At 52.7% G+C, this 26,575-nt stretch carries 27 protein-coding genes; 10 read left to right on the top strand and 17 right to left on the bottom strand.

What is annotated here, in order from left to right; all coding sequences use genetic code 11:
- The first annotated feature begins 59 nt into the window (after window positions 1–59).
- Window positions 60–1,427, top strand: coding sequence for an OmpP1/FadL family transporter (locus OOT00_RS11510; protein ID WP_265425524.1), 1,368 nt, complete (start codon window positions 60–62; stop codon window positions 1,425–1,427).
- 262 nt (window positions 1,428–1,689) lie between these two features.
- Window positions 1,690–2,292 carry a hypothetical protein gene (locus OOT00_RS11505; protein ID WP_265425523.1) on the top strand — a complete coding sequence of 201 codons (603 nt, stop codon included), beginning with the start codon at window positions 1,690–1,692 and terminating at the stop codon, window positions 2,290–2,292.
- A gap of 118 nt (window positions 2,293–2,410) precedes the next feature.
- On the opposite strand, the gene OOT00_RS11500 is transcribed toward OOT00_RS11505, so the two are convergent.
- The 4 genes from OOT00_RS11500 to hisI form a co-directional block, all read right to left on the bottom strand.
- Window positions 2,411–2,719 (bottom strand): HNH endonuclease, encoded by a 309-nt coding sequence (locus OOT00_RS11500; protein WP_265425522.1) that lies wholly within the window; start codon window positions 2,717–2,719, stop codon window positions 2,411–2,413.
- A 290-nt stretch (window positions 2,720–3,009) separates the two neighbouring features.
- Entirely contained in the window at window positions 3,010–3,906 is an 897-nt protein-coding gene (gene era, locus OOT00_RS11495) for a GTPase Era (RefSeq protein ID WP_265425521.1), read from the bottom strand.
- 17 nt (window positions 3,907–3,923) lie between these two features.
- On the bottom strand, window positions 3,924–4,523 hold the full coding sequence (gene yihA / locus OOT00_RS11490) for a ribosome biogenesis GTP-binding protein YihA/YsxC (RefSeq protein WP_265425520.1): 600 nt from the start codon (window positions 4,521–4,523) through the stop codon (window positions 3,924–3,926).
- A 62-nt stretch (window positions 4,524–4,585) separates the two neighbouring features.
- Window positions 4,586–4,963: a phosphoribosyl-AMP cyclohydrolase gene (gene hisI / locus OOT00_RS11485; protein WP_265425519.1), complete on the bottom strand. Its 378-nt coding sequence runs from the start codon at window positions 4,961–4,963 to the stop codon at window positions 4,586–4,588.
- 505 nt (window positions 4,964–5,468) lie between these two features.
- Between hisI and OOT00_RS11480 the strand changes: the two genes are divergently transcribed.
- On the top strand, window positions 5,469–7,865 hold the full coding sequence (locus tag OOT00_RS11480; protein WP_265425518.1) for a penicillin-binding protein 1A: 2,397 nt from the start codon (window positions 5,469–5,471) through the stop codon (window positions 7,863–7,865).
- Here the strand turns inward: OOT00_RS11480 and OOT00_RS11475 are convergent.
- The 12 genes from OOT00_RS11475 to OOT00_RS11420 all read right to left on the bottom strand — a co-directional run bounded on the left by OOT00_RS11475 (window position 7,849) and on the right by OOT00_RS11420 (window position 19,891).
- Entirely contained in the window at window positions 7,849–8,892 is a 1,044-nt protein-coding gene (locus OOT00_RS11475; RefSeq protein ID WP_265425517.1) for a radical SAM protein, read from the bottom strand. The two genes, OOT00_RS11480 and OOT00_RS11475, sit on opposite strands and share 17 nt — an antisense overlap.
- A gap of 54 nt (window positions 8,893–8,946) precedes the next feature.
- Entirely contained in the window at window positions 8,947–9,636 is a 690-nt protein-coding gene (gene rnc, locus OOT00_RS11470) for a ribonuclease III (protein ID WP_265425516.1), read from the bottom strand.
- Between the two features lie 204 nt (window positions 9,637–9,840).
- Window positions 9,841–10,734: a PHP domain-containing protein gene (locus OOT00_RS11465; protein WP_265425515.1), complete on the bottom strand. Its 894-nt coding sequence runs from the start codon at window positions 10,732–10,734 to the stop codon at window positions 9,841–9,843.
- Complete coding sequence (gene dksA, locus OOT00_RS11460) at window positions 10,724–11,086, bottom strand: RNA polymerase-binding protein DksA (protein ID WP_265425514.1); 363 nt, start codon at window positions 11,084–11,086, stop codon at window positions 10,724–10,726. Before dksA ends, OOT00_RS11465 begins: the two co-directional genes overlap by 11 nt.
- A gap of 246 nt (window positions 11,087–11,332) precedes the next feature.
- Window positions 11,333–12,700, bottom strand: coding sequence for a glutamyl-tRNA reductase (gene hemA / locus OOT00_RS11455; protein ID WP_265425513.1), 1,368 nt, complete (start codon window positions 12,698–12,700; stop codon window positions 11,333–11,335).
- 51 nt (window positions 12,701–12,751) lie between these two features.
- A complete protein-coding gene (gene ccsB, locus OOT00_RS11450; protein ID WP_265425512.1) occupies window positions 12,752–13,567 on the bottom strand; it encodes a c-type cytochrome biogenesis protein CcsB in 816 nt (271 codons plus the stop codon).
- Entirely contained in the window at window positions 13,564–14,283 is a 720-nt protein-coding gene (locus OOT00_RS11445) for a precorrin-2 dehydrogenase/sirohydrochlorin ferrochelatase family protein (protein ID WP_265425511.1), read from the bottom strand. The genes ccsB and OOT00_RS11445 overlap by 4 nt, the downstream gene beginning before the upstream one ends.
- 6 nt (window positions 14,284–14,289) lie before the next feature.
- Complete coding sequence (locus tag OOT00_RS11440; protein WP_265425510.1) at window positions 14,290–15,048, bottom strand: MBL fold metallo-hydrolase; 759 nt, start codon at window positions 15,046–15,048, stop codon at window positions 14,290–14,292.
- Window positions 15,039–16,058, bottom strand: coding sequence for a DHH family phosphoesterase (locus OOT00_RS11435; protein ID WP_265425509.1), 1,020 nt, complete (start codon window positions 16,056–16,058; stop codon window positions 15,039–15,041). Before OOT00_RS11435 ends, OOT00_RS11440 begins: the two co-directional genes overlap by 10 nt.
- Before the next feature lie 112 nt (window positions 16,059–16,170).
- The gene (locus OOT00_RS11430; RefSeq protein WP_368407596.1) at window positions 16,171–16,782 is read right to left on the bottom strand and encodes a cytochrome b/b6 domain-containing protein; all 612 of its coding nucleotides are present in this window, start codon (window positions 16,780–16,782) and stop codon (window positions 16,171–16,173) included.
- Entirely contained in the window at window positions 16,779–18,350 is a 1,572-nt protein-coding gene (locus OOT00_RS11425) for a tetrathionate reductase family octaheme c-type cytochrome (RefSeq protein WP_265425507.1), read from the bottom strand. Before OOT00_RS11425 ends, OOT00_RS11430 begins: the two co-directional genes overlap by 4 nt.
- An 86-nt stretch (window positions 18,351–18,436) precedes the next feature.
- Entirely contained in the window at window positions 18,437–19,891 is a 1,455-nt protein-coding gene (locus tag OOT00_RS11420; protein ID WP_265425506.1) for a methyl-accepting chemotaxis protein, read from the bottom strand.
- 49 nt (window positions 19,892–19,940) lie between these two features.
- Between OOT00_RS11420 and OOT00_RS11415 the strand changes: the two genes are divergently transcribed.
- From OOT00_RS11415 to OOT00_RS11390, 6 genes are all read left to right on the top strand, one after another.
- Window positions 19,941–20,096 carry a hypothetical protein gene (locus OOT00_RS11415; RefSeq protein ID WP_265425505.1) on the top strand — a complete coding sequence of 52 codons (156 nt, stop codon included), beginning with the start codon at window positions 19,941–19,943 and terminating at the stop codon, window positions 20,094–20,096.
- Between the two features lie 263 nt (window positions 20,097–20,359).
- Window positions 20,360–21,343 (top strand): serine O-acetyltransferase EpsC, encoded by a 984-nt coding sequence (gene epsC, locus OOT00_RS11410; protein ID WP_265425504.1) that lies wholly within the window; start codon window positions 20,360–20,362, stop codon window positions 21,341–21,343.
- Window positions 21,330–22,697 carry a TIGR01777 family oxidoreductase gene (locus OOT00_RS11405; protein WP_265425503.1) on the top strand — a complete coding sequence of 456 codons (1,368 nt, stop codon included), beginning with the start codon at window positions 21,330–21,332 and terminating at the stop codon, window positions 22,695–22,697. Before epsC ends, OOT00_RS11405 begins: the two co-directional genes overlap by 14 nt.
- A gap of 34 nt (window positions 22,698–22,731) precedes the next feature.
- Entirely contained in the window at window positions 22,732–23,871 is a 1,140-nt protein-coding gene (locus OOT00_RS11400) for a hypothetical protein (RefSeq protein WP_265425502.1), read from the top strand.
- A 166-nt stretch (window positions 23,872–24,037) separates the two neighbouring features.
- Complete coding sequence (locus tag OOT00_RS11395) at window positions 24,038–24,271, top strand: hypothetical protein (protein ID WP_265425501.1); 234 nt, start codon at window positions 24,038–24,040, stop codon at window positions 24,269–24,271.
- A 177-nt stretch (window positions 24,272–24,448) separates the two neighbouring features.
- Entirely contained in the window at window positions 24,449–24,922 is a 474-nt protein-coding gene (locus OOT00_RS11390; protein ID WP_265425500.1) for a ferritin-like domain-containing protein, read from the top strand.
- A gap of 52 nt (window positions 24,923–24,974) precedes the next feature.
- On the opposite strand, the gene OOT00_RS11385 is transcribed toward OOT00_RS11390, so the two are convergent.
- Window positions 24,975–25,670: a Crp/Fnr family transcriptional regulator gene (locus OOT00_RS11385; RefSeq protein ID WP_265425499.1), complete on the bottom strand. Its 696-nt coding sequence runs from the start codon at window positions 25,668–25,670 to the stop codon at window positions 24,975–24,977.
- Between the two features lie 135 nt (window positions 25,671–25,805).
- Between OOT00_RS11385 and OOT00_RS11380 the strand changes: the two genes are divergently transcribed.
- Window positions 25,806–26,519 (top strand): ATP-binding protein, encoded by a 714-nt coding sequence (locus OOT00_RS11380; protein ID WP_265425498.1) that lies wholly within the window; start codon window positions 25,806–25,808, stop codon window positions 26,517–26,519.
- The last annotated feature ends 56 nt before the right edge of the window (window positions 26,520–26,575 follow it).

Raw genomic sequence — 26,575 nt, 5'->3', positions numbered from 1 at the left:
ACAACAAACGGTCCACACACCAAGGGATTGTTCACGTTTCAACCACCAAGGAGGCATTCATGAAAAAGAAGTTGTTCTGTCTGGCAGCAGCCCTTACTTTCGGTGCAGGAGTGGCCCATGCCGGCTGCGTTGACACCTTCGGTATCGGGGCCAAGGCCGCCGCCATGGGCGGTGCGTACAGTGCCTATGCCGATGACCCCTTTGCCGTGTATTACAACCCCGCCGGACTGACTCAGATTGACCGGCCAACTCTGGCCGCAGGGGTGCACCTCATTGATCCTTCCATCAAGCTGAAAAATATTTATGTAGAAGGAGCGGCTGCCAATCATCCACTTGCAGGCTTCGATCTCCAGGCACCGAACACGCCCACCTTTGACAATCAGGCATCCGTTTCCGATGACGCCCCCCTGCTCATCGCTCCCCACCTGGGTTTTGCCATGCCCATAACAGATCGTATTGCCTTTGGCGTGGGCGTGTATGCACCCTTTGGCCTTGAAGTGGAATTTCCCAAAGACCCGGCCGTTAATCCACTGGCCCGCAGCTCCTACCACTCCTATTACAACCGCAAGGTCATCAATCCCACCGTAGCCTACAAGGTAAATGAGCGGCTTTCTCTGGGCTTCGGCGTTTCCGTTGGCATGTCCGAATCCGGTGCCGAAGTAATGAGATGGGTACCGAACCCTGCACTGGGACCCAACGGAGGGAGCTACCAGCACATAAAGGTGGAACTGAAAGACGATGTCAACTACTCCTTTAATCTGGGTGTTATGTACCGGCCTACGGATACGGTGACTCTGGGCCTGACCTACCGCAGCGAGACGGATGCGGATTTTGAAGGTGATGTATTTGAAAATGGCCGTAAAGTCGCCAAAACAACCCTGGACTACAACCATCCCCAGCAGGTACAGGCAGGGGTACGCTATACCCCCCATGACCGTGTTTCCCTCCAGATGGACATGGTATGGACGGAATGGTCCATCAACCAGCACCAGGTAGAGCCTCTGACACACATCGCTGCAGGCTCTCTGTTTGATACTTACGGTATAAATGAGATCAGCTCCCAGCGCCGATGGGAAAACACACGACAGCTCCGCTTCGGCGGTGAGTTCATCGTAAACGATCTTCTCACCCTGCGGGCCGGTTACTTCTATGATCCTTCCCCTATTCCGGACAGAACCCTGGACACCATGTGGCCCGACGCGGATAAAAAGACCTACTCCTTTGGTGCGGGATTCAACATTGGCCAGAACATGACCATCGACACCATACTGCAGTATACGGCCATAGAACAGACCCGACAGGTGGGCGGCGAATCCGTGAACCTCAATAAAGCCTTTGAGGTTGCGGGGCTGAACGACCCAAGGGTTCACGCCAGGGCAGACGGCCACCTTCTGGGTGCCGGCATAACCTTTACCTATCGTTTCTAAACACAAAGGGAAAAAATCATAAAACCCAACGGGGGAGAAGCAGCATGAGCTGCTTCTCCCCCAATTTTTATGGAAAAAAGCACCCATACAGCTGTCAAGGCCAATTGACATCCCCTTTCATCTGATATATCAATGAACCTAGCAATAAATTCTTATATTGGAATTTCTGGACATTTCACACCATACGTTTTTTTACCTCTCCATTTTACCGATGGATATCATTTTTTTATCGCCAGAGAGCGAGCTTTGAACAGGATTTTCCATGAATGATTTTCTTCAGAATTTACGGAACCAGACTGCGGCGAAAGAACGCCGCTTCAACAAACCACCCAAGGGTAATTACGATACCCCACCCGGCACCGGACATTCGGAAAGACGGAGCGGCCAGGATCGCCGAACCCCCCGAACGCCTCCCCATGCGGCTCCGGTCGTTCGGGAAGAAACCATGCAGACCCTGGTCGGCACCCTGGAAGCCTTTGTGGAGACCCAGAGGGACCGCCTTTTTATGGAAGACCGCAGAGCGGAAGCGGAGGAACGGAAGGCAGAGGCTCTGGAGCGCCTTGCGGACAGCCTCGAAAGGCTGATGGAGACCATTGCCACACCAGCCCCTGCACCGGCACCCGCACCAGCTGCAACCCTTTCGGAACGATCCGACCGTAAGGACGGACAGATTCCCGAACTCGGTACAAGCGAAGATGACGTACGGAAAACCAGCCGTAAATATATTCTGAAACTCATCGAAAAACTCCGAAAAGACAACATGACCTACGAGCAGATTGCAGCCTACCTCACGGACAACGATTTCCCCACCTTCTCCGGTCGGGGACGCTGGCATGCGCAGACCATTCACAGGCTTTGCCGCTGATTTCTCCTTCACCGGACCATAGGCTGCACAAGGCCTGCAAACCAAAAAGGCTTCCGGATGATCCTTTTTCTCATCCGGAAGCCTTTTTTCCACTCAAAGACGGATCAACCTGACAACCCTATCCGCCATCCGAAGAGAAGCTGCCTGACTTTGTAAGCCACTCTTCCCACTCCATGGGCAGGAGCTGTTTTTTTTTGGTGTTGCAGGCCTTGCAGGCAGGCACCACATTGCCCCGGGTGCTCCGGCCTCCCCGTGCAAGGGGTATAACATGATCCATGGTAAGATCGGCAGCGGGAGTCGGGAAACCGCAATAGTGACAGACACCCCTTGAGCACTGGCGCTTCCACCACTGGGACTGACGCAGCTCCCGGGCCTTCTGCCTTTCTTTTTTGACAAACACATCATCTTCAAACCAGTGATGATCCATAACGGTCCTTCCCTACAGGTACAGACAGACTACTTCAGGGGATAATCTGCCCGACAGACAATCTTTCCCAGCGCCCCTCTCAGAAGGCCAGCAACCCACAGCTTTCAGCAAACCCTTGCTCCAGCGTGGGATCAAGGCCGCTCCCGCATCCCTTTTGGCTTCACCCCGACACTCAGGCCAACAAACGGTTCCTTACTCCAGAAGCTTAGTCTCCGGGCCTGTGTGACAGGCAGGCCCCTCTCCCACCGAAGAGCGGGGCAAACAATGCCTCCATTTTCATGGGAATACCCTTAATACCCGAAACGTTCCATGGCCTTTGCGTCCCGTGTCCAGTTTTTCTGGACCCGCACAAATAGCTTTAAAAACACTTTTTTACCCATAAGAGCTTCGATATCCCTTCTGGCATCGGTGCCGATCTCTTTCAGACGGCTCCCCCCCTTACCAATCAGAATACCTTTCTGAGACTCCCTGTCCACATGGATGGCCGCATGGATCTCGGCTTTTTCACCTTCTCCCTCACCTTTAAAGGATTCAATGGTCACAGCTATGGAATAGGGAATTTCTTCACCCGTACGCCGCAAAACCTTTTCCCGTATCAGTTCGGAAACAATAAAGCCCACAGACTTGTCCGTCAGGCTGTCTTCGGGAAAAAGGGGCGGACCTTCGGGCAGATACTTTTCCAGAACCTCCACCAGAACCTCCACCTGCTCACCACTTACGGCGGAAATGGGAACGATCTCACGGAAAGGAAAACGGCCATGCCATAACTCCATCCATGTAAGAAGCTCCGGCCGCGCAATCAGATCGATCTTGTTCAGCGCGAGAATGACCGGCTTGGAGCAGCTTTGCAGATGTTCCAGTATCAGGCTGTTTTCCTCCTCAGCGCTGCGGCTCACATCCATCAGCCAGAGAACAAGGTCCGCATCGGTGGTTGCGGCCAGTGCAGCATCAACAATGCGGCGATTCAGTATTTTCGATGTTCGGTGAACACCCGGCGTATCCACAAAGGCCAACTGGGAAAAAGGACGATGCACTATACCCAGAATGCGGTTTCTTGTGGTTTGCGGTTTTTTGGAGGTTATGGCTATTTTCTCCCCGATGAGACGATTCATCAGAGTAGACTTTCCCGCGTTGGGCGCTCCGATAATGGCAACAAAACCCGAATAAAAAGAAGCGGCTGATGACATAAGATAATTTCCCTGGATTATAAGGCTTCTTCATGAATACCGGTCATGGAAGAAATCCACTGCCATACATCCTCCCGGCCCTGGCGGGTTTTGGATGAGAACAGTATGAAATCACCGGCACGGAGACCTGTCTGTTTTACCAGCGCCTGCACACGGGCCATACCGGCAGAGCGACTGAATTTATCCGTTTTCGTCAAGACGAGACGTACGGGCATACGCCGGGATACCAGCCACTCCAGTATCCTTTCCTCCTCCTCACGCACATCCCTGCGGATGTCCATCAGAAGAAAAAGGCCACAAAGATTAGGCCTGTCAACAATGTAGCCCTCAATCATGGGACCCCACTGCCGCTGTACATCTTTAGGAGCCTTTGCGTAGCCATAACCAGGCAGATCCACAAGACGCATGCATTCATTCACCAGAAAAAAATTCACAAGCTGAGTTTTACCGGGAGTCTGACTGGTTTTAACAAGGCTTTTTCGCTGAACAAGGCAGTTGATCATGGAAGACTTTCCCACATTGGAGCGCCCCACAAAAGCCACCTCCGGAAAATCCGGCGGTGGATACTGGGCAGCCTTAACGGCACTGGTGATAAACTCTGCGGAGCGGATATGCATAAAAAATTCCTTCTTCATCTCACGGTTCGTCTTCAAAAAAGCTCACCCCAAAAACACAAAAGCTACTTACCATACACCTTTTCGGGGTCAAAAACAGGCAATCCCAGCACTTCCGTTCCGCCATCGGCCTGGATACGGTGGTGAAAACAGGAAGCATAGCCCGTATGACAGGCCGCTCCACCCTTCTGAACCACCCGCAGCAGCAGGGTATCTCCATCGCAGTCGACCCGTATTTCCTTCACCTCCTGCTCATGGCCCGAAGATTCTCCCTTTACCCACAGACGATTTTTCGAGCGGCTGAAATAGGTAGCCTTTCCTGTTTCAAGGGTTTTCTGCAGGGCAGCCTCATTCATATAGGCCAGCATCAGAACCTCACCGGAGTGCACATCCTGTGCAATCACAGGAACCAGCCCTCCACACTTCCCAAAATCCACCTTCATAGTATACGCTCCTGCCCTTTCCCTATGCTATATAAAGATTCTTTTTGCGTACTTGTTCAGCACATTTTATCCTGAAATATTTTTTATTACTTTCAAAGCCTTAGTTTTAGCAAAAGACAATAGGGCTGTTTGTGAGTAACATTGCCATCGTTTCGGATTCCGGCACTCAAAATCCTTAAACATTTCTGCTCCCGCAAAGGGGCTTGGGCTTTTCAGCTTGAGTTCCGGATTGCGTCTCGAATAAATGGCCCGGTTGTCTATGCACCTGATGAAAGGTATTCGATTTGCCAAAGGGAAATTGTGCTGAACAGTTACCTTTTTGCTTATATTATCTACTCTGCCTGTCCCGGACCTGTCAAACGATCCCGCTCCTCCCCAAGCCCATCCTTGCCCCGGAAGACCGAATCTGCTACGAAAACCATCAGGTATGATTTTTTATCACTGGAAATCCGCATAGCCTTTTTCACCACTTTCACCAACCCGACATAAGAGAGCAGACTAATCCATGAGCTCCCATCACCGAAACCGCCGCACCAGCCCTCCCAGGGGCCGATTCATATCTATAATCAAATGGTTTTTCATAACCATTTTCGTCTGCTCTGCCGCAGCGGCAGGGCTGGCTGGTACCGCTTTCTTCTACTTTTCCAAAGATCTTCCTTCCGTTTCTGCCCTCAAGGCCTACCGTCCTCCTGCCATCTCAACGGTGTATGCGGAAGACGGCACCATTGTTGCCGAATTTTTCAGGGAACGACGTATTGTGATTTCCCTTTCGGATATGCCGGATCACCTGATCGAAGCCTTCCTTGCCGCTGAAGATTCCCGGTTTTTTCAGCACAGGGGCATTGATCCCCAGGGTATTCTGCGTGCATTCATCAAAAACATCCAGGCCAGCAACATCGTGCAGGGCGGCAGCACCATTACCCAGCAGGTAGCCAAGTCCTTTTTTCTGACTCCGGAACGCAGCTATGCCAGAAAAATGCGGGAAGCCATACTGGCCTACCGCATTGAACGCTACCTTGAAAAAGAAGAAATTCTCCATCTCTATCTGAATCAGATTTTTCTGGGCCACGGAGCCTATGGGGTTGAAGCCGCCGCCCAGAATTACTTCGGCGTTTCAGCCAGAGATCTTTCCCTTGCCCAGGCGGCCATACTGGCAGGCCTGCCCCAGGCCCCGAGCCGCTACTCCCCCTTCCGCCATCCGGAAAGGGCCAGGGAACGCCAGCTGTATGTACTGTCACGGATGGTAAGCGGCGGCATCCTATCCCAGGAAGAAGCAGAAACAGCCAGAGAAGAAAAACTCTCCATTTACCCCCGCCAGAACCTCTATATCGAAATGGCCCCTTATTATACAGAATATGTCCGCCAGTACGTGCTGCAGCGTTACGGAGAAAAAACCCTTTATGAAGAAGGCCTGCAGATTCATACGGCTTTGAATCTTTCCATCCAGAGAGAAGCAGAAAAAGCCATCCTCAAAGGTCTGGCCGACCTTGACAAACGGCAGGGATACCGAGGCCCCCTGAGCAATGTGGGTGTTGCCGGCATAGAGGCTGCTGTGGCTTCCATAGGAGAGGACTCCGGAGAAACACCTGTGAAAACCAACATGATCACCCGCGCCATTGTAGTTCATGTAGACAATCAGGGCCAGAAAACCCGGGTTCGTTTTGGAAAACATACCGGTGAGATACCCCTTTCAACCATGCGCTGGGCACGCAGACCGAATCCGGAGGTCGCCTACTACGATATCCGCATCCAGAGACCCGGAGATGCCCTGAAGGTGGGTGATGAAATCCTTGTCCGTCTGGTAGAAAAACAGGAAAACGGAATCTGGGATCTGCGCCTCGAACAGATACCCAAGGCCCAGGCGGCCCTGCTCTGCATGGAAGTCGGAACGGGAAAAGTCCGTGCCATGATGGGGGGAAGGGATTTCAGAGACAGCCAGTTCAACCGCGCCATCCAGTCCAGAAGACAGGCGGGCTCCTCCTTCAAGCCCTTTATTTATGCGGCTGCCCTGGATAAGGGATACACCCCTGCCTCCATTATTGTGGACAATGCCTTTGTCTTCCGTGATGAGACCAGAGACTTCACATGGAAACCCAAAAACTATCAGGATACCTTTTACGGTCCCACCATGCTCAGGGAGGCCCTCAACAAATCCAGAAACGTTATCACCATCAAAATTATGGAAGATATCGGTATGGATTATACTCTGGGTTATGTCCGCAAACTGGGCCTGACCTCACCCATCAACAGAGATCTTTCCATAGCACTTGGCTCTTCCGGCCACTCCCTTCTTGAGCTGGTCAATGCCTACGGGGTTTTTGCCAACCAGGGTAAGCTTGCCGATCCCGTATTCATCAACCGCATAGAAGACAGGGACGGGAATCTGCTGGAAAACAACCGACCCTTTCATGAAAAGGTTCTTTCCGAGGAAACGGCCTTTCTCATGACTAGCCTGCTGGAAACAGCCGTCAGCAACGGAACCGGATGGAGGGCCCGCACCCTCAGCCGCAAAGGCTGGCCCGTTGCCGCCAAAACAGGGTCCACAAATGAGCTGCAGGACGCCTGGTTTGTGGGTTATACCCCTCAGTTGATCACAGGAGTATGGGTTGGCTTTGATGATGAAGCCTCCCTTGGCGAAGGCGAAACCGGCTCCAGAGCGGCCGCTCCCATATGGGTGGATTTCATGGAGGCCGCCCATGAAAACCTGCCGCCCACATCTTTCCCACCGGCGCCTCCGGGTATCGTAACCGTAAAAATCGACACGGAAACGGGCCTTCTTCCCATTGCCGAATCCAAATCTTCAGCGTTTGAATTTTTCCAGAAAGGAAATGAACCCGTAGAGTTTACGCCGAGATCCGGCCAGATTGAAGACGAAAAGGACTTTTTCAAGCAGGGCCTGTAAGGTTTCCCCGATGTTCCACCTGCCAGAAACCAGGTGGAAGACCGGCATCTGTCCGAATACGAAGGGAGGCGGGAGCTACGGCTTTGCAGAATAGGGGAAAATTACTTTTTTTCATTCCCTGCATACGCCCCCGGATGGAGTCTGCTGCACGGATGCACACCTCTTCACCGGCAAAAAAAGGCCCCATGGAAGCAAGAACAACCAGAACGCGGTCGGCCAGCATGCGGCCGCGCACCCATTCCCCAAAAGCAGGATGGTGAGGACCTGCCACAATGCTGTTTTCCAGAAAGGTATCCGTCTGAAGACCGATACGCACCACCGGAACACCTCTTTTTTCCAGCAGATCCACATAGCGGGCCGAACGCAGCACCGCCTCTCCGAAGCTCATGGGCTTATAGGCTCCCCTGCGGTAAAGAAGGGCCAGCCCACTGCCGCCAAGGACAAGAGTGGGAGCCACACGGGCAAAATCGGGAGACAAAACACAAAGACTTTCGGCCGAGGCCATGTCGGAGCTTTCCGTAGCACCGGGAAGGCCCAGCATCATCTGGGCCCCCGTACGGATACCCGCATCCTTGAGAACCTGCACCGCTCTTGCCACCTCAGCCACACCGTGCCCCCGTGCCGAACGTCTCAGCACAGCCTCGTCCAGAGACTGAATTCCCAGCTCCACCGTAACAGGCCTGCCAGCCTTCTTGCAAATCCGGACAGAGTCTTCGGATACCGTATCCGGCCTTGTGGAAAAACGGACTCCCGCACCCGGTACTTCCGTCACCAGATCCATACATGCCCTCAGCCGGGATTCACCAAGACCCAGAAAATTACCACCGAAAAAAGCAAGCTCCAGAGGACGCTGCCGGTTCCTGGGAAAAGCAAGCCAACGGTCCCTTTCCCTGCGCAATGCATGCATATCCAGCAAAAAATCCTCCGCATGCAGGGCCTTCTGGTTGCAGAACAGACAGTGGCGGGGACAGGCCGCGTGGGGGAGAAAGAGGGGAATAATAAAAGGCTTACCAATGGAGATAACCAAGCAGACCACCTTTGTATAACCAAAAAGGACCGGGAAAGCCTGGAACAATACCGACTAAAGGGACATCATTTCCAGAATTTTACGAGCTGCATCCTGTTCCGCCAGCTTCTTACTTTTACCGGCCCCCCTGGCAGTAAGCCGGTGAGCTTCCACCTCCACATGAAAAATTTTATCGTGGTCCGGCCCTTCCTCGCCAACAATACGGTATACAGGTGTCACCTTGTGCCGCATCTGCACTTCTTCCTGAAGACGACTTTTGGCATCATGGATACCTTCTCTCATATCAAGACGGGCAAGGATGGGACCAAAGCAACGGGCAACAAAAGCAAAGGCCGCCTCAAAGCCACCATCCCTGTAAACCGCCGCCACAAGGGCCTCATAGGCATCGGCCAGAATGGAATCCTTGTTGCGGCCATTGGTCTGCACTTCTCCGCGTCCCAGACGAATATGGGCTCCCAGATCCAGCTGCCTTGCCACCTCTGCCAATTGCCGCTCATTCACAAGACTGGCGCGGATACGGGACAAGTCCCCTTCCCGGACATCCCTGAAATGATCCATGAGAAGATGACCGATGACAAGACTTAAGACCGCATCGCCAAGAAACTCGAGCCGCTCATTATTTTTGAGTACCAGAGCCTGCTCATTGACATAGGAAGAGTGGCAAAGCGCGTTGTCAAGTACCTCAGGATTATGAAAGGAATACTGTATGGCCTCTTGAAGGACCTTCATGGAAAGAAAAGTCATTGTGCACATCCATAGGGAAAAAACTACCCGAGGACTTCACCCGGAAACAGAAGTCCTCCCAAAAACGTCCGGTGCAAATCACCGGGGAACAGGATATGCTTAGCAGAGCCGGCACAACTGCCCGCACTGCTAAACCCATCCTCTCAGAAAGCGCCGGTACCATACCGTTTTGCAATGCTGCCTTCAAATAAAGGGATGAGACAGCTACCCGCCAGCAGCCTTTTTCATGGCAAGCCTCAGTTCTTCATAAACCTCATAGGGAACCAGAAGGTCACCGAACCCCCTGCCCAGAGCAATGCCATCCTTCAGACCGCCATGGTAATCCGATCCGCCTGTGCGGATCAGGCCCATCTCTGAAGCAAGAGCCTCAAGGGTGCTGACCAGCACTCTGTCATGCCGGGGATAATACACCTCAACCCCGGAAAGCCCTTCGGCACAAAGCCGTACCAGCAGGCTGCGCAGGGACTCCCTGTCCAGTCCACGGATCAGGCCGGGATGGGCCAGTACGGGAACCCCCCCCGCCGTCCGGATCACTCGGATAGCTTCTTTCCAGGGCACTCTGTATTTTTCCTCATAGGCAGGACGACCGCTGCCGAGATAACGCTCAAAGGCCGTATCCACATCCGGAACAAGTCCTTTATCCACAAGGACTCCCGCCATGTGCGGACGCCCCACCAGTCCACTGCCCGATTTTTCAGCCACCTCTTCCATGGTGATATCCAACCCCAGATTCTGTAATTTACGGATCATGAGGGGATTTCTCTTTTCTCTGGCCTCCTGCAGTCTTTCCAGAAGGGAGGTAAGCTGTCTGTCATGGGGATTCATACCATATCCTAGGATATGAAGGCTGTCCTGCCTGTCCATACCTTCGGGCACCGTGGCCGATATTTCAACCCCTGGTACAAAATGAATGGCGGAACAAAAACCGGCATCCAGAACTTCTAGGACGCCGGCCATGGTATCATGATCTGTTATGGAAAGAGCAGCCAGCCCAAGAGATACCGCTTCTTCCATAAGCTCCTGAGGTGTACGGCTGCCATCGGAAGCCGTACTATGGGTATGCAGATCCACAGCAGGATCCAGAGATTCAAATGCCAAGAGCTTTTTCCATCTTCTCGGACTTTGTTTTACATTCAATGCACTGTGCTGTTACAGGCCTTGCCTTGAGACGCTCAACAGCAATATCCTCACCGCAGGAATCACAGACTCCAAAGGTTCCATTATCAATGCGGTCCAGTGCCTGCTTGATTTTTTTGATCAGCTTGTGCTCCCGGTCACGTATACGCAGTTCAAAATTCCGGTTGGACTCATGGGACGCACGATCCGTGGGATCCGGAAAATTTTCCTTCGGCTCTGTCATGCCACTGACCGTACCATCGGCCTGATGGAGCAACTCATCCAGCTGTGTAACAAGATAGGTTCTGAAGTATTCAATCTGTTCTTTATCCATGAAAACCCTCCTCGCACATCCCATCGGGCGGAAAAAAACCGAACCTTCATCACAAAACGCAGATCACACACCAAGCAGACTACTATCAAAAATAGCCACCCATAAAAAAGTATGACTGCATACCACAGAGAGTTTTTCCATGTAAAGGGCTTTTCCTTCCAAGCCCCTGCTTTTCAAGAACAGTTTCTCATAATTCCTGTTTATGAATCCTTTTCAGGCAGCCCTATGCTGTCCGTCCATGCCCCCTCAGAAACATCGCTTCCATCCTGTTTTCTGCTTACAGACGCAGGCCTCCCCTTCCCGATGCAGAAAACAATCCACAGATGGAACCGAACGCCCCTCACTTTCCACCGGATCCAGACAAAACAGGAGACGTACCCAGCCAAGATAACGATCTCTGTTGCCATGCATACCACCACTTTTGAGGAGAGAAATGGGATCATGCAGGATCTTGGTCACCATGGATTCCACCATACGGTCCATGGCTTCGGAAGGAAGGCCCGCATCTCCCAGGGTCCGGCGCAGCTCATCCTCAAGAATGGTGCCAACCTTTTCACGCAGGGCTTTGATGGTGGGAACCAGTGCCAGCCCTTCCACCCACTCGGCAAAACGCAGCACCGCCTCCTCAATAATCCCCTCCGCACGGGAAGCTTCCTGCTGCCGTTCATGAAGGTTATCATCCACAACGCCCTGAAGATCGTCAATGTCATAGACATAGGCATTATCCAGAGAGTTGATGGCGGGGTCCACATCCCTTGGCACGGCAATATCGATAAAAAACAGAGAACGGTTCTGTCTTTTTCGCATCAGCGGCCGTATGTCCGCCTTTCGTATTACATAGTCCGATGCTCCTGTGGAGCTGATGACAATATCCACATCTCCCAGGGTGGCCTGTACATCGTCAAAGCGGATGGCTTTCCCACCGAACCGCTGCGCCAGGGCAAAACCCCTGTCAAAGGTGCGGTTGGCCACAATAACCTCACTGATCCTGTGCCGCAGGAGATGCTCCACAGCCAGTTCCGCCATTTCTCCGGCCCCCAGAAGCATGGCCTTGCGCCCTTCCAGGGAGCCAAAAATTTTTCTTGCCAGCTCTATGGCCGCATAGCTGATGGAAACGGCATGGTCTCCGATGCCCGTTTCCGTTCGGATACGCTTGGCCACCTGAAAGGCACGGTGCATCAGCCTGTTCAGGATGGGACCGGATGCCCCGGCTGCCGTGGAACGTTGATAAGCCTGTTTGACCTGCCCCAGGATCTGAGGCTCCCCCAGAACCATGGAATCCAGACTGGCGGAAACACGAAAAAGATGCCGCACAGCTTCCAGCCCCTCAAACAGATAAAAACAGGAGGCAAAGAACTCTGGGGCCACACCCTTACGCAATGCAAGCTCAGCCAATACCTCTTTACGGGCCTCATCCGTATCCGGAGTGACAAGGAGAAACTCCACCCGGTTACAGGTGGAAAGGATCAGTAGCTCAGAAATTGTACCGGCCATCTTCAGATTCAAAAGCACGGAAGCCACTTCATCGGCATTCAGTGACAGCTTTTCCCGCACCTCAAGAGCCGCTGTTTTGTGATTCATTCCAAAAAGAACAATACCCGGAAGTCTTGCCATGCCATCCCATCCCGATGCCCTGAAGGGGCATCCTTTGTCATACGCCGGACATCAGGCCCCTATACGGGTAAAGCCTTCATGGTGTCCCATCAAAAGAAAATTCACCCCCAGAAAGGTGAACAGAACCAGAAGAAAACCCACAATAGCCATCCGGGCCGCCTTTCTTCCCCGCCATTCTGAAGAAAGCCGCCCATGAAGCAGGGCCGCATAAACCAGCCATACCACAAGGGACCAGACTTCCTTTGGATCCCAGCTCCAGAACTGCCCCCATACCGTGCGGGCATACAGAATTCCCGTGGCCAGCCCAAGGGTCATGAAAGTAAAACCCACAAGAATACAGGCATGCCCCGTTGCGTCCAGCAGCTCCAGCGACGGCAGCCTGCGAAAGAAAATATCCTTTCTCTTTTCTTTGATCCGTCTTTCCAGAAGGAGATACAGCACGCCCACGGCAAAGGCCAGAGTAAAGGCAGCATTCCCCGCAAAACTGGCAGCCACATGCACCACTACCCAAAGGCTGGTATAGGCAGGCTCCGGAAGGGAAGAAGCCGATGGCGTCAGCCATGCGGCAAGACTTAATCCCGCCGTGACACTGGCCACAAAAATACCCAGAATTTTTACATGATAGCGATGCCTCAGGGCAATGAAAACGCCGGCAAAAATAAAAGCACTGAAGGAAAGATTACCCGAAAGGTCAAAGAGAGGCAGGTGGCCTTCCTTCACCCACCGGCTGCCCAGCCAGACAGCATGGACCAGAAACCCGGCACAAAGCAGAACAAAGCCCCCCCTCTGCCAGCCTTCTTTTCTCAACAGCAGGAAAACCAGATAGCCAAGGGTACTCAGGGCATAAAGAATCACAACAATACTCATGAATCCTCTTCCTTCCGATGTCTCTCCGAATTTTCCGGAGCATTCCGGACATCATTGTCCCTGATCACTGAAAAAACCAGTTCTTCCGCACCATCTCCCACAAAGGGGCTCAACAGACGCACCATGGCCTGCCTGTCTCTGTTTCTGATATGGGAGAGAAGAGGCCCTTCCACCAGAAAACGAAAAATATCCCTGTGCCTGTCCGGATTATGCTCCCTGGCCAGCAGGTACTGCCGCACCCTTCCCATGATCTCCAGAAAAGGCTGGTACCCTTCATCAAAGCAGGCCTCCAGGTCCATACGCAGCTTACGGGCCAGGGCCGGGCTGCGCCCACCCGTAGAAATGGCCAGGGTAAGATCACCGCGCTGCACCAGAGCAGGCAGAAAAAAATCAGAGCCTGAAGGATCATCGGCTATGTTACAGAAAATACCATGGCTGCGGGATTCCCGGGCCACCATGGCATTCGCTGCTGCGTTATGGGTGGCAGCAAAAACAAGGCGCATACCTTCCAGATCCCCTGCTTCAAAAAATCTGGAGCGAAGCTCCAGCAGTCCGTCCCTTGCCATACGGATCAGTTCAGAACAGGGTGCTGGCTCCACCACCACCACCCTGGCACCGGCAGACAGAAGCCCTCTGGCTTTTCGCAACCCGACACGCCCCCCTCCAACCACAAGACAGGGAATCCCTTCCATATGCATAAAAAGCGGATAGTTCACATCCCCTCACAGGTCCAAAGTCATCAAATCCGAGGCCACCCATACAGAACCATCAAAGAAACGTTTGGCTCCTGCCACCACATCCGTACCCTCACACTCTGGATACAGATGGGTCAGCACAAGTTTTGCCACCCCGGCCTCCTGCGCCAGTGCTCCGGCCAGAGCCGGAGTCAGGTGCCCATCCACCTTCATACTATCGGGCATAGCCGCCTCACAGACCAAAAGATCTGCACCAGAAGAAAAGGCAGCCAGTGGCGGACAGATATCCGTGTCACCCGAAACCACCAGCCTCCGCCCATGGTGGCCCACGCTGATGGCAAGGCTTTCGGGCCGGTGATTTACGGGTGTGCATCCCAGCTGCACCTCACCCACGGACCATAAGAATTGAGTTACCATGGGGATTTCTTTTACTTCAAGAAGCCCTCCCCCATCCACCCATTCTCCGTAAACCCGGCCAAGCCCCCTGCAAAACTCCCCAAGACCCTTCCCTCCGGCTAGTACAAGTTTTTTGCTGCGACCTCTGGCCCCCGCATATTTACCGGAAAAAAGGAGGGAAACCAGTTCCCCCGTATGATCCGGATGAAAATGGGTCAAAAAAAGAAGATCCACATCAGAAGGTTCCGTACCAGCGGCAAGAAGCCGGTGCATGGTGCCAAGGCCGCAGTCTACCAGAATCTTCAGGCCTGAAACCTCCACCAGAAGGGCACTGCAGGCACGGTCCAGCCGTGGCACACAGGTACCGGAACCCAGCAGGATTATCCGCATGGTTCCGCCTTCTCCGGCCTGCTTTTCTTCTGGGTACGGATTTCCACATGATCCCGGATCCAGGCAGCAAGCTTTCTGCTGTCTTTGACGTTTACCTGTTTTTCCAGTACAATAAGGGGAATTTCCGCCCGTGCAGCACCCTTGTGCCCCCCTGCGGATCCTATTTTTCCGAAACTGGCCGCTGCCACGATACCCGCCGACCGACGAATGCCGTCATTGCGGAAAATAATGATCAGTTTTTTGTCATAGACACCGGAAATAATGGTCCAGCTCACCACATCCACACGCATGAAAAAATCCGCCAGCTGTACGCAGACATCAGGGCTTATCACATCACCAAGGTGGGCATACAATCGGTTTCCCCTCATTACCCTGCACTTAAGGGCCTTTTCAAAAACATCCAGGGTTTCCAGAGGAATTTCCGCATTTTCTATCCTTCTTTCCAACTGGGGATTCATGTACCGGAAAAGATACTGGAAAGCCTTCACGTCCTCCATGATGGTCTTCCGCTGAAAATCGGCCGTATCCGTCTTGATACCATAATAAAGAGCTGTCGCCAGCCTGGATGACGGAACAATGCGGGCAGCCCGCAGGTATTCCGTCAGAATGGTAGCCGTAGCCCCGTATTTGGGACGGACATCACAGAAGCGACCCACAACACAGGATTCCGGATGATGATCAATCAGAACATCCGGCCGGAACAGGGCAAAACAATCATGGTGATCGGGCTGGGAATCCACAAGAACAATGCGGCTGTAGCGCCAGTTCGGCAGGTCCCGGAAGTGCACCATCCTGATACCCAGAAGCCGGATCATGGACTGATTGTCCGGACGCTGGATATCATTCACATGGGTAATGGTGACACCGGCCACCCGGCGCCAGAGCAAACGCTTTACGGCCATAGCACTGGCCATGGCATCAGGATCTGCATTGATAAGGATCAGAACCTGATCCTCTCCCGTAAAACAGGCATAGAAACGCCGTACTTTTTCGGCAGCAGAAAGGGTCATGCCTTTTTTCCTTTCACGGGTTGAGTATCCGTGTTTCACCAAAAAAACAGCCCCGGAAAGGGGCCATTTTTTTCACTTTTACCATTCAGGCATCAACAAGGCAACCAGCCTTTTAATGCGGAGGCTTATCCGGACCATGGACCTCTTCCCACCCCGTTACCATGGCTTTCAGATGGGCAAAGGGTGTATGGCCTGTGGTAATCATGTACACATGAATCACAAGAAACATCAGAAACAGAAAAGCTCCTGCCACATGCAGAAAGGCCAGAACCCCTAAATTCATGGAAAAGCCCAAAAGGTGCCAGTCATTGTAGGTCCAGTACAGAAGCCCTGTAACCACCTGTACAGGAACGATGGCAACGGCAACGCCAAGATAGGTGAGACGCTGCAGGGGATTATGCTTGGCTTCAGCCGTTTTGGCAACAGGGTGGGGTTCACCCCTGAAAATTCCCACAAGATAATACCGGCCCACAGCAAAAAGCTTGCGGGTGGTAGGAACATAGTGCCGCCACTCACCCGTGGTAGCTTCCCAGAAGAGAATGAAGGCAAACAGAATCAGCCATGTAATACCCAGACGGTTGTGCCAGATAACGGCCGTATGAAAATCCGGCCATGGCAAATCTCCGTGAACGGCAAAGCCTGTCCAGAGAAGTCCGCCGATGAGAAGGGCCTGGGCCCAGTGCCAGAAACGTTCAAAACGGGTATACAGATAAATGGATTTCACTTTTTCCCCCCCCATCCGCTGATACGTAGAAAAGCATGGAGCCCCACCCCCAGAATGGAAAAGGCCGTCAGCATCCACCCCGCCTTGGACAAAGGGCCTCCACTGTCACGGCCGGGAATGTACACACCGGAAATTCCTGCAAGACGGCTCCCTTCCCGTACATGACATTCGCCGCAGGAAAGGGCCTGATCTTTCGGCGCCACCATATGGGTGATGGGATACCGGAAGGTGGTTTCCACAAAACCAACCTCTCCGCTGAAAGGCAGATCCCTTGAAGCCATTCCCTTTTGAATGGATACAACCCAGTCAAAATCCGACCAGTAAGCCCCGCTGCCCTTAGGACCAAAGAGCTTTGGAAAAACCAGGGTGTTCAGCTCCGCATCATAGGGCTGAATTCCTCTGTGTACCTTGAAGGGATAGATTCGTGCATTGGGATCGGAAGGTTTTGTATCCACATAGTTCACCCCCACAACGGTATCGGGATCAATGATGTCCGTGACCAGAGTGTTACGTATCACTCCCTTGAACCAGCCGTATTCAGGAACCTCATTTTCCGCCCATTCAAACACGCCCTTCTGGCTGTCGTACACCGGCCGCCCCAGATCTCCGGCAACCTTATAAGGCCTGCCCTCTTTCAACTGTCCCGCTTCGGACCAGTCCCAGAGCATTTTAGTGGGTACGCCTCCTCTGGCATAGGCGGGAATGTGACAGGTCTGACAGGCCACCTTGTCCGTATGGTCATTGAGCTTGGCTGTTTCTGCATGGGGGCTGCTGCTATGACATGCCACACAGGTAATACGGGAGGTCAGATCATCTTCAATCAGGCTTTTATGTTCCTCCACGGCCGGAGTCTGATAACAGCGTCCGCTGATCCTGTGGGCAACGGTAGTATGGCAACGAATGCAGGCAAAGCCACCGCCGTCTTCGGACATATGCACATCCAGCTCTTTGGGAGGATAAAACAGAGAGGAATCCAGATCCCCATGCTTGACACCGTCACCACCCCCCCCATAGAAATGGCAGGTACCACAGTTTGCCCTTCCCGGCCTTGCCACACTCTGGGCAACGGCACTCCAGTCCGGCGGCTCAAACAATTCACCACTGGCAGGAAAACGGGTGGGTTGATCCACTGGATACCCCGCTGCCGTGGGATATTTTTTATAAGTACCCGTCTGTTCATGGCAGACCAGACAATCAATGTTTTCTTCCTTTGAAAAATCAAAGGAATCATCCCTCCATCCGTAACCCGCATGGCATGAGGTGCAACGCGCCTCATTCTCTGGAATACTGATACAGTAATTGTTTAACGATTTTCCCGCTTTTCCCAGCTTCCCATCGCCGGACTCAGGGCAGATCCATGTCCAGTGAATGGTTTTCATAAACTGACTTCCGGCCTCATTATGGCAGCTCAGGCAGGCCATGGTTACTTCCGGACCGGAGGCAAATTCCTTTTTCAACTGTTCAAACCGGCTGTGGTCTGCCGTACTTACCGTTGATGCCGCCGCCCACCCTCCAAAAATCATGGCGCCAAACACAGCAAAATACCATCCTGCCTGCTTTTTTTGCATACCTGCCTCCCCCCATATCCTTGAATGATTGACGAACATTTTCAATCAAGAGGCGCTGTATCCAGAATGGTTACAAAAAAAACAGCTCAGCTTTTTTTATTACCCTGCACCACTTCCTGAAGATCTCTCACAACGGCCTCCATAAAATTAGCCTGTGCGCTCATTTCCTCTGAAGCACTGGCTGACTCTTCCGAAATGGCTGCCGTGTTCTGCACCACAGATTCCATGGCTGCCACAGCCTTATTAATCTGGGAAATACCATCCGCCTGTTCCGATGCCGCACAGGCAATTTCGCCAAGAAGTTCGGCCACCGTACGGGCCTGACCACTTACCCGTATAAAAGCCTCTCCTGCAGCACCCGTCACCTCCCCCCCCCTTCTCACGCGTTTCTGAATTTCACCAATCAGATCTCCGGAATGCTGGGATGCTTTGGCAGCCTGCAGGGAAAGACGCCTCACCTCCCCCGCTACCACAGAGAAGCCAGCACCGGCCTGTCCTGCTCGTGCGGCTTCGACAGCAGCGTTCAAAGCCAGCAGATTGGTCTGAAAAGCAATGGCATCGATGGATCCGACAATCTCCGACGCTTCCTCACCCACACGCGCAATGGCATCCATGGCATCCTGCAGATCCTTCATGGCACGCTCGGAGTGGCCCACTTCCTTTCCAACGGATTGCATCAACGTGTCTGCCTTACGGGCATTTTCGGCCGTTCTTGCCACCTGGGAAGCCATTTCTTCCAATGAAGCGGCCGTCTGTTCAATGGATGCCGCCTGACTGGAAGCCCCCTCTGCCAGACTCTGGCTGGAATTGGCAACCTCTCCTGACCCCTCTGCCACCTGGGAAACACATCCCTGGAGGTCGCAAACAATCCGGGCAACGGGCCTGGAAACACCCTTGTAAACAAAAAGGGCAAAGCCTGAGACGGCAAGACCAATACCGGCCACACCAAACAGAACGGCGGCCATGAGATTGCGCCGGATCTCCCGGTCGGCCTCATCCAGAAACTGTATCACCTCAAAAGCTCCGTGCATGTCCCCGGCTTCCCATCCTTCCATGGGGCCACCCGTAATATCCCTGCCGTCACTTCGGCCCCAGTACACGGAAGAAAGGGCCGGATCGCCATGGCAATACAGACAGGTTTCCGAGAGCCGGACGGGAAGAAAGTACCGCACAGCATTCATATCCTCATCAACAACATAGTATTCCGAGAGATTTTCCCCGGCCATGCGACGAAGCGCATCCGCCTCCACAGTACTCCCGCTTCCGTAATCCGGCATATTTTTCGGATTTCTGGGTGAAAATTTGGGAACCCGGAACTCATACCCTCCGGCATCGGCCTTTTTCATGGCCGCTTCCCATGCCGTTACCACAGGCACAGCCCCCAGAATGGCGCTCATACCATCAGGTTTTTTGGCAAACGTATTCAGTATTTCAACAGAAAACATCCCCCTTTCCCATTTGTCATCCATTGACTCCCTCACAGATTCCGCCATAAGACAGATAGCTCTGGCCTTTTCCACAAAAGCATCAATGGTTTTCATGCGAAAATTCCAAGCATACACCGAAAAAAAAAGCGCGCAAAGAAGCCCCATGCTGACACCGCAAAGCAGGATGATCCGGGTCATCAAAGACATACGGGAAGAAGCCATGCCTACACCTCCTGAAGAAAAAAGACGGGCAGCGCGTCAGAATATCCCTTTCCCTAACCCGGAAACCAGGATACCGCTTTTCCATGTTGCGGGCTGAAGCCAGCCGCTGCAAAGGGGCTTTTTGCAGGCAACACGACGGATACAGACCCGGCCTGTAAAAAAACATCCAAAGGGAGAAAACGCGCCAGACGGACTCTAGCGAAACATACGGATGAGAGAGCATGAAGATGCAACGGATGATGATTGAACATCAGAATACACGAAACAGAACCATAAGGGCAAGCCGGATCCTTGCATCCTCACAAAAGAAAGCTTAGTTTATAGTATGTTTTTTAAACTCTTTTACCGTCAGGATATACCATGAGCATGAATCAGGAAAAAACCTGCAAATCCGAACCCAGCATTGCCATGATGTTCCGTGAAGAAATTCCGGAGATCACCGAAGCCATTATCCGCTCCTGTGAAGAACCAGGCAGCTTTACCCATATTAACCACGAACCCATTCCATCCCGCCAGGAGGTCGTTTTCATTGTTCACGCCCTTCAAAAACTGATTTTTCCGGGATATTTCAGCCGTGAAACACTGGACGCCACCAATCTTCGCTATAAGATTGGCCATAGTGTATCAAGGCTTTTTGACGCACTGGCCCAGCAGATTATTCACAGCCTCCGCCACGACTGCTTTCGCTATGATCAGAGCTGCATTCACTGCACGGAGCAGGGTTATGAAACAGCCAGAAAACTGTTCCGTGCCATACCGGAACTGCGCCGTATTCTCACTACGGATGTCCATGCCGCTTACGACGGCGACCCTGCGGCTTCCAGCCATGATGAAATCATCTTTTCCTATCCGGGAATTTTTGCCATCTACACCCACCGCATCGCCACGATCCTCTACAAGGAAGAGGTTCCATTCATTCCAAGAATCATGAGTGAATACGCCCACAGCGTTACAGGGATCGACATCCATCCCGGTGCCACCATTGGCGAGCGCTTTGCCATTGACCACGGAACGGGTGTTGTCATCGGAGAAACCACGCAGATTGGCAGAAACGTCCGAATCTATCAAGGCGTTACCCTGGGAGCCCTCTCCCTGCCTCCGGATGCGGGGAACCGGTTACGGGGCAAAAAAAGACATCCCACCATTGAAGACGATGTCATCATTTACTCCGGCACAACCATACTGGGTGGAAACACCGTCATAGGAGCCCGGAGTGTCATCGGCGGTAACGTCTGGCTTACGGAGTCCGTGCCGCCGGACACTCTGGTGGTGATCGAAGCTCCCCGGCTCACCTACAGGGCCTCCGACAGCCTCAAGGAAAAGAACTCCCATGTCTTTACATGAAATACGAAAAGAAATAAGGCTCCCCCTTTCTCCGGAAGAAGCCTTTGCATGGCACACCCATACAGACGCGCTTCTACGGCTCAGTCCTCCCTGGGGCAGACCTGAAAACATCCGGATGCAAGGTGACATACTATCCGGGGGCAGGGTGTCCATGCAGGTCCCTCTCGGCCCCCTGCGTCTTTCATGGACCGGTATTCACGCAGATGCCCGTCCGCCTTTTTTCTTCAGGGACATACAGATAAAAGGCCCTTTTTCCCTTTGGGAGCACTGCCATCACTTTCACAAAGACCCCGGAGGCTGTCGCATGGAGGATGTGCTGAAATATTCCCTCCCCGGAGGACGTGCGGGTGACATCCTTGCAGGAAGCCATGTTCGCGAAAAACTGGAAAGCATGTTTCTGTGGCGTCATCATGTACTGAGGGATGATCTCTGGCTGCCCCCTCACCGGCCCATGACCATTCTCATCAGCGGCAGTTCAGGCCTTGTGGCCGAAAGTCTGATCCCCGCACTGACCACCGCAGGCCACAGGGTCATCCCTCTGGTGCGGAGCAGAGGAATTCCGGGAACCCGCTTCTGGAACCCGGAAAAAGGAGAGCTGGAACCCAATCTTCTGGAAGGCATCCATGCGGTTGTCCATCTTGGCGGGGAACCCATCGGTGACCGGGCATGGACACAGACAAAAAAACAGCGCATCCTTCAGAGTCGCATCCAGGGAACACGTCTGCTCGCAGATGCCATACGAAAGGCTTCCAAACCACCGGAGGTTTTTCTGTCCGCTTCGGCCATCGGCTACTACGGGCACAGAAAGGATACCGTCCTGAGCGAAGCGGATGCCCAGGGAAAGGGATTTCTCGCCAGCGTGTGCCGCCTGTGGGAAGAAGAAGCCCTTGCCGTAGGCGACATTACCCGTGTGGCATGCCTGCGCATCGGCATTGGGCTCACGCCCAGAGGCGGAGCCCTGGCCCGCCTCCTTCCCCTTTTCTCCTCCGGCATGGGAGGTACCATTGGTCAGGGCCAGGCCTGGATGAGCTGGATTTCCATGGAGGATCTTGTTCGGGCCATCCGTTTTTGCATTCAGACGGAAACCATAAAAGGACCTGTCAACCTCACGGCACCGCAGCCCGTCAGGGCCGGGGCCTTTGCTCAACAACTGGGGCACACCCTGAACCGGCGGGCAAAACTGAAAGTGCCGCCGTTTTTTTTCCGGGCAGCACTGGGGGAAATGGGAAGGGAAATTCTGATGAGCAGTACTCACGTTCTTCCCTGCAAGCTGCAATCCGCAGGCTTCGCCTTCCGCTACCCCGACCTGCAGACTGCTCTGGCCCTCCTCCTTGGAAAACAGAACCGTTCCTAACCATCGTCTGAGCTTTTTTCGGAAAGGAAACTCCATGCCCCTTTTTTATAAACGCAGCTTTGCTGCACTCATGATGCTGGCCATGACCTTCGGTTTTTTTCATCTTTTTATTACAAAAAACAGCTTTCCCTTTGACTTTGAACGCCTTCATATTTTCCTCTTCAATCTCTGCGCCGGGGGCGGACTTATCCTTTTTCACACACGAAGGAATCTGCCCCGGCCCATGGGTATGAAGCTAGCTCTTTTTATGCTTCTGAGCCTTCTTTTCGCCTTTTCCGCCTTTCTGGAAAGTTATGTACCCGCCATGCTATGCGCCAGCACACTGGCCATTCTCGTGGAGTCTGAACGTATAGGCAGGTTTTCCTTTTTTCCCGTAGATTTTTTTAAAGCCCGGATTCCTGTGGATCAGAAATTTCACCAGGCATCCCTTCTGTGTCTTTCCATGGGCCTTGCCATTTCCGTCCTCGTAATGTTCAACGAGAGCTATGGCAACTGGATTTCCATGGAAAAACTGACCCTCAACACCTTTTTTCTGGGTTTTTCCTTTCCCGTTTCCCTCATCACCATGAGCGTTATGTTTCAGATTATCGGAGATAATCGAATACGCCTTACCAGGGTTTTAAAAAATATAGGCTTTTGGTCCGTCAATCTCGGGGTCATCATTTTTTTCATCTTCATCCTTTTTGAATGGCCCTCCCTCCAGCTGACCATATCCCTGATTCTCTTCGGTGCCGTTCTTCTCATTCTCATTCTGTTTCTTCAGGATCCCATGCAGGCCCAACAGAAAGCATTCCTCACCTCCGGCATGCTTTTTCTGGTATTCACCGGCATCAGCGGCATTGCCTACATCCTGCTTGAGATGAGCGCCCTCTACTCCTATGAGAGCGGAAAATTCCTTTTAAAAATGCACAGCTTTGCCTCCCTTTACGGCTGGAACCTCAGCGGCCTTGTGGTCATCATGCGCTATGAGGACTTTCCCATCCGCCTGCACTCCCGAAATCTCATAGCCACCCACTGGATTGTGGTGCTCATCCTTGCTCCTCTGGGGTACTTTTCACCTATTTTTGCCGTGATCGCCACCATCAGCTACATAGTTCTTCTGGAAATTCTTTTCTTCAGTGCCAGAAGTCTCCACGACAAAGTCCACCCCCATGTCTCCGGATCGACAACATGAGACATTTGTGTACTGAAAAACAAAAAAACAAAGACCTGTACCGGCCCAAACACCGGTAACAAGGGCATGCACAACATGGTATTCTTTTTGCTTAAGCCATTTAGAGAATTTCACTACGGTATGGGCAACCTGCATTCCTGACCATCAGCAGCAAAAGGAGACTGTCATGACAAACAAAGAACGCAAATCCTACAAAGTCACCATGGCCTGCCCCCAGTGCGGCTGCAGTGCCGTTTCCCATCTGTCAAAAGAAGCTATACAGAAACGTTTTGGCGATATTCCCAATGTGGAACTGGAGTGCCATGAATGCATGCTGAAATATGAGGCTGCCCGTGCAGATGCCTGCCCTGAGTGGGATAAGGAGTGCCAAATGATGCAGAAGGGAAAAACCGAATCCTGACGGACAGGGCGGCAACATAGATAAACAAACTTTTTTGTATTGACAAACACACGGGCAGTACGGCCATAGTTACGAGATCATTCTTGCCACATACCTACGCCAATATCAGGGCACGGAACATCCGAAACGAAATCACTTTCTCCCCTTGGAGAAACAACTTTCAGGAAAGGAAAAAAAATGGCTTACGATTTTAATGCGAATGAAGTTTTTGACATGGCCATCCAGATTGAACAGAATGGAACAAAATTTTACAAAAATGCCGCCGAAGGCGTTGCAAAGCCTGAAGAGAAGGAACTGCTGCTCAAACTTGCGGAAATGGAAGTGGATCATGAAAACACCTTCGCAGAAATGAAACGCAGCCTCAGCGAAGATGAAAAGGCAAAAACCGTTTTTGATCCGGAGAACGAAACGGTTCTGTACCTGAAGGCCCTGGCCGACACACGGGTTTTCTTCCAGAAAACCATCAATACTGGAGATATGAAAGAAATTCTGAAAGAAGCCATTGTGGCAGAAAAAGACTCCATCGTCTTCTATCTGGGAATGAAAGACCTGGTTCCCGAAGGCAAGGGCAAAAACCGTCTGGATGCCATTATCAAGGAAGAAATGGGCCATATCCGTCTACTGAGCAAAGAACTCATGGCCATCAAATAAGCATACTGCCTGCATGAGCGCATACCCATTTCGATGAGGTATGCGCTTTTTTTTATTCCATCCGCCCTTCTTCCGCCACCAGAGCCAGCCCCTCCGGGTCACAGATTTCAATCCTGTTCCCCGTAACCACAAGATAGCCTGCCGCTGTCATACGGCCCAGAATCCTTGAAAGGGTTTCCGGGCTTGTCCCCAGAAGACTTGCCAGCTGGGCTTTGGAAACGGGCAGCACCAGAGAACCTTCCCCGCCTCCGGACTCCTCCCTCAGGGTATGCAGATAGGCAGCAAGACGGGCGGGCACTTCCTTCAGAGTCAAATGCTCGATCTGGGTCGTAAACAACCGTAACCGCCGCGACAGAACCGCCAGCATGGACATGGCAAGCTTCGGGAACATTCCGATCTGAGCTGAAAAGACTTTACCCGGAAGGAAAAAAAGCAGGCAGGGCTCCAGCGTCTGGGCATTGGCCGGATAGGGAATACCCGCAAACACAGGCACCTCGCCAACCGGCTCACCCGCACCCAGAATATGGAGAATCTTTTCCTTGCCGTCGGGAGTGGATTTAAACACCCTCACTTTGCCTGACAGAACCACAAAAAAACCTTCCGCCCTTTCTCCTTCCTGAAAAAGGATTTCTCCTCTGGAGCATTCCCTTGTATATCCGTTATCCGCCAGTATACCCAGAACCAAACTGTCCAAACCGGCAAAAAGATCGGTCTGATACAAGGCTTTTTCAAGGTCTGCTTTCTTCATTTTCCTGTCCTTTGATTCATATCAATTTATTTTTTCGGTTCCTGTCCTATTCTTTATGTCAATGGAGTACCTGACGGAGCCTTCCTCTCCATGCCACAATAAAAAACAACTTCTGCCCAACAAAGGAGCAAAGGTATGAAAACTATACGCGATATGATCGAAATTGATGAAACAAAATGTGATGGCTGCGGACTTTGCATACCTTCCTGTGCAGAAGGAGCCCTTGCACTGGTCAACGGCAAGGCAAGGGTTCTCCGGGATCCCCTATGCGACGGCCTGGGAGCCTGCATCGGTGCCTGCCCGCAGGGAGCCCTGCGCATTGTGAAAAAAGAAACCGAACCTTTTGATGAAGAAGCCGTACATCAACATCTCCAAAAACGGGGCTGCCCTTCCGGTCAGATAATAAACCAGAAGCCCCTGACTTCTCCCGTTTCAGGCCTCACGGCTCACTCTTCCCTTGCCCAGTGGCCGGTACAGCTGCGCCTCATCCCCCCCACAGCGCCTTTTCTGGAGGGAGCTGATCTCCTGGTCCTTGCAGACTGCGCAGCAGTGGCAGATCCCAACCTTCACAAAGACCTGCTTCCCGGAAGAGTCCTTCTCATGACCTGCCCCAAGCTCGATCGGACCGAAGAAAGCGTGGAACGGCTCAGCGCCATCTTCCGTCACGCCGAGATACGGTCCGTCACCGCAGCCATCATGGAGGTTCCCTGCTGCAGCAGTCTCTCCCGCATCATCCGGGAAGCACTGATCCGGGCACAAAGCACCCTTGAGCTGCATGAAATCGTGATTCAGCGCAATGGCACAAGGGGACGCCCTCTGACCCCTCCTCAACCTCCCCGCCTCTGCTGAATCGCATGACAGATGCAGGCTTTGTCATGACAGACCTGACTGCCGGAGTGCCGGAA

The sequence above is a fragment of the Desulfobotulus pelophilus genome, assembly GCF_026155325.1.
Lineage (GTDB): Bacteria > Desulfobacterota > Desulfobacteria > Desulfobacterales > ASO4-4 > Desulfobotulus > Desulfobotulus pelophilus.
This window is presented reverse-complemented; position numbering and strand designations above follow the sequence as displayed.

Excerpts from the sequence above, each read along its gene's own strand:
- OOT00_RS11510 (WP_265425524.1), top strand. The coding sequence starts at position 60 with ATGAAAAAGAAGTTGTTCTGTCTGGCAGCAGCCCTTACTTTCGGTGCA.
- OOT00_RS11505 (WP_265425523.1), top strand. The coding sequence starts at position 1,690 with ATGAATGATTTTCTTCAGAATTTACGGAACCAGACTGCGGCGAAAGAA.
- OOT00_RS11500 (WP_265425522.1), bottom strand. The coding sequence starts at position 2,719 with ATGGATCATCACTGGTTTGAAGATGATGTGTTTGTCAAAAAAGAAAGG.
- era (WP_265425521.1), bottom strand. The coding sequence starts at position 3,906 with ATGTCATCAGCCGCTTCTTTTTATTCGGGTTTTGTTGCCATTATCGGA.
- yihA (WP_265425520.1), bottom strand. The coding sequence starts at position 4,523 with ATGCATATCCGCTCCGCAGAGTTTATCACCAGTGCCGTTAAGGCTGCC.
- hisI (WP_265425519.1), bottom strand. The coding sequence starts at position 4,963 with ATGAAGGTGGATTTTGGGAAGTGTGGAGGGCTGGTTCCTGTGATTGCA.
- OOT00_RS11480 (WP_265425518.1), top strand. The coding sequence starts at position 5,469 with ATGAGCTCCCATCACCGAAACCGCCGCACCAGCCCTCCCAGGGGCCGA.
- rnc (WP_265425516.1), bottom strand. The coding sequence starts at position 9,636 with ATGACTTTTCTTTCCATGAAGGTCCTTCAAGAGGCCATACAGTATTCC.
- dksA (WP_265425514.1), bottom strand. The coding sequence starts at position 11,086 with ATGGATAAAGAACAGATTGAATACTTCAGAACCTATCTTGTTACACAG.
- hemA (WP_265425513.1), bottom strand. The coding sequence starts at position 12,700 with ATGGCAAGACTTCCGGGTATTGTTCTTTTTGGAATGAATCACAAAACA.
- ccsB (WP_265425512.1), bottom strand. The coding sequence starts at position 13,567 with ATGAGTATTGTTGTGATTCTTTATGCCCTGAGTACCCTTGGCTATCTG.
- OOT00_RS11440 (WP_265425510.1), bottom strand. The coding sequence starts at position 15,048 with ATGCGGATAATCCTGCTGGGTTCCGGTACCTGTGTGCCACGGCTGGAC.
- OOT00_RS11435 (WP_265425509.1), bottom strand. The coding sequence starts at position 16,058 with ATGACCCTTTCTGCTGCCGAAAAAGTACGGCGTTTCTATGCCTGTTTT.
- OOT00_RS11425 (WP_265425507.1), bottom strand. The coding sequence starts at position 18,350 with ATGCAAAAAAAGCAGGCAGGATGGTATTTTGCTGTGTTTGGCGCCATG.
- OOT00_RS11420 (WP_265425506.1), bottom strand. The coding sequence starts at position 19,891 with ATGAAAACCATTGATGCTTTTGTGGAAAAGGCCAGAGCTATCTGTCTT.
- OOT00_RS11415 (WP_265425505.1), top strand. The coding sequence starts at position 19,941 with ATGCTGACACCGCAAAGCAGGATGATCCGGGTCATCAAAGACATACGG.
- epsC (WP_265425504.1), top strand. The coding sequence starts at position 20,360 with ATGAGCATGAATCAGGAAAAAACCTGCAAATCCGAACCCAGCATTGCC.
- OOT00_RS11405 (WP_265425503.1), top strand. The coding sequence starts at position 21,330 with ATGTCTTTACATGAAATACGAAAAGAAATAAGGCTCCCCCTTTCTCCG.
- OOT00_RS11400 (WP_265425502.1), top strand. The coding sequence starts at position 22,732 with ATGCCCCTTTTTTATAAACGCAGCTTTGCTGCACTCATGATGCTGGCC.
- OOT00_RS11395 (WP_265425501.1), top strand. The coding sequence starts at position 24,038 with ATGACAAACAAAGAACGCAAATCCTACAAAGTCACCATGGCCTGCCCC.
- OOT00_RS11390 (WP_265425500.1), top strand. The coding sequence starts at position 24,449 with ATGGCTTACGATTTTAATGCGAATGAAGTTTTTGACATGGCCATCCAG.
- OOT00_RS11385 (WP_265425499.1), bottom strand. The coding sequence starts at position 25,670 with ATGAAGAAAGCAGACCTTGAAAAAGCCTTGTATCAGACCGATCTTTTT.
- OOT00_RS11380 (WP_265425498.1), top strand. The coding sequence starts at position 25,806 with ATGAAAACTATACGCGATATGATCGAAATTGATGAAACAAAATGTGAT.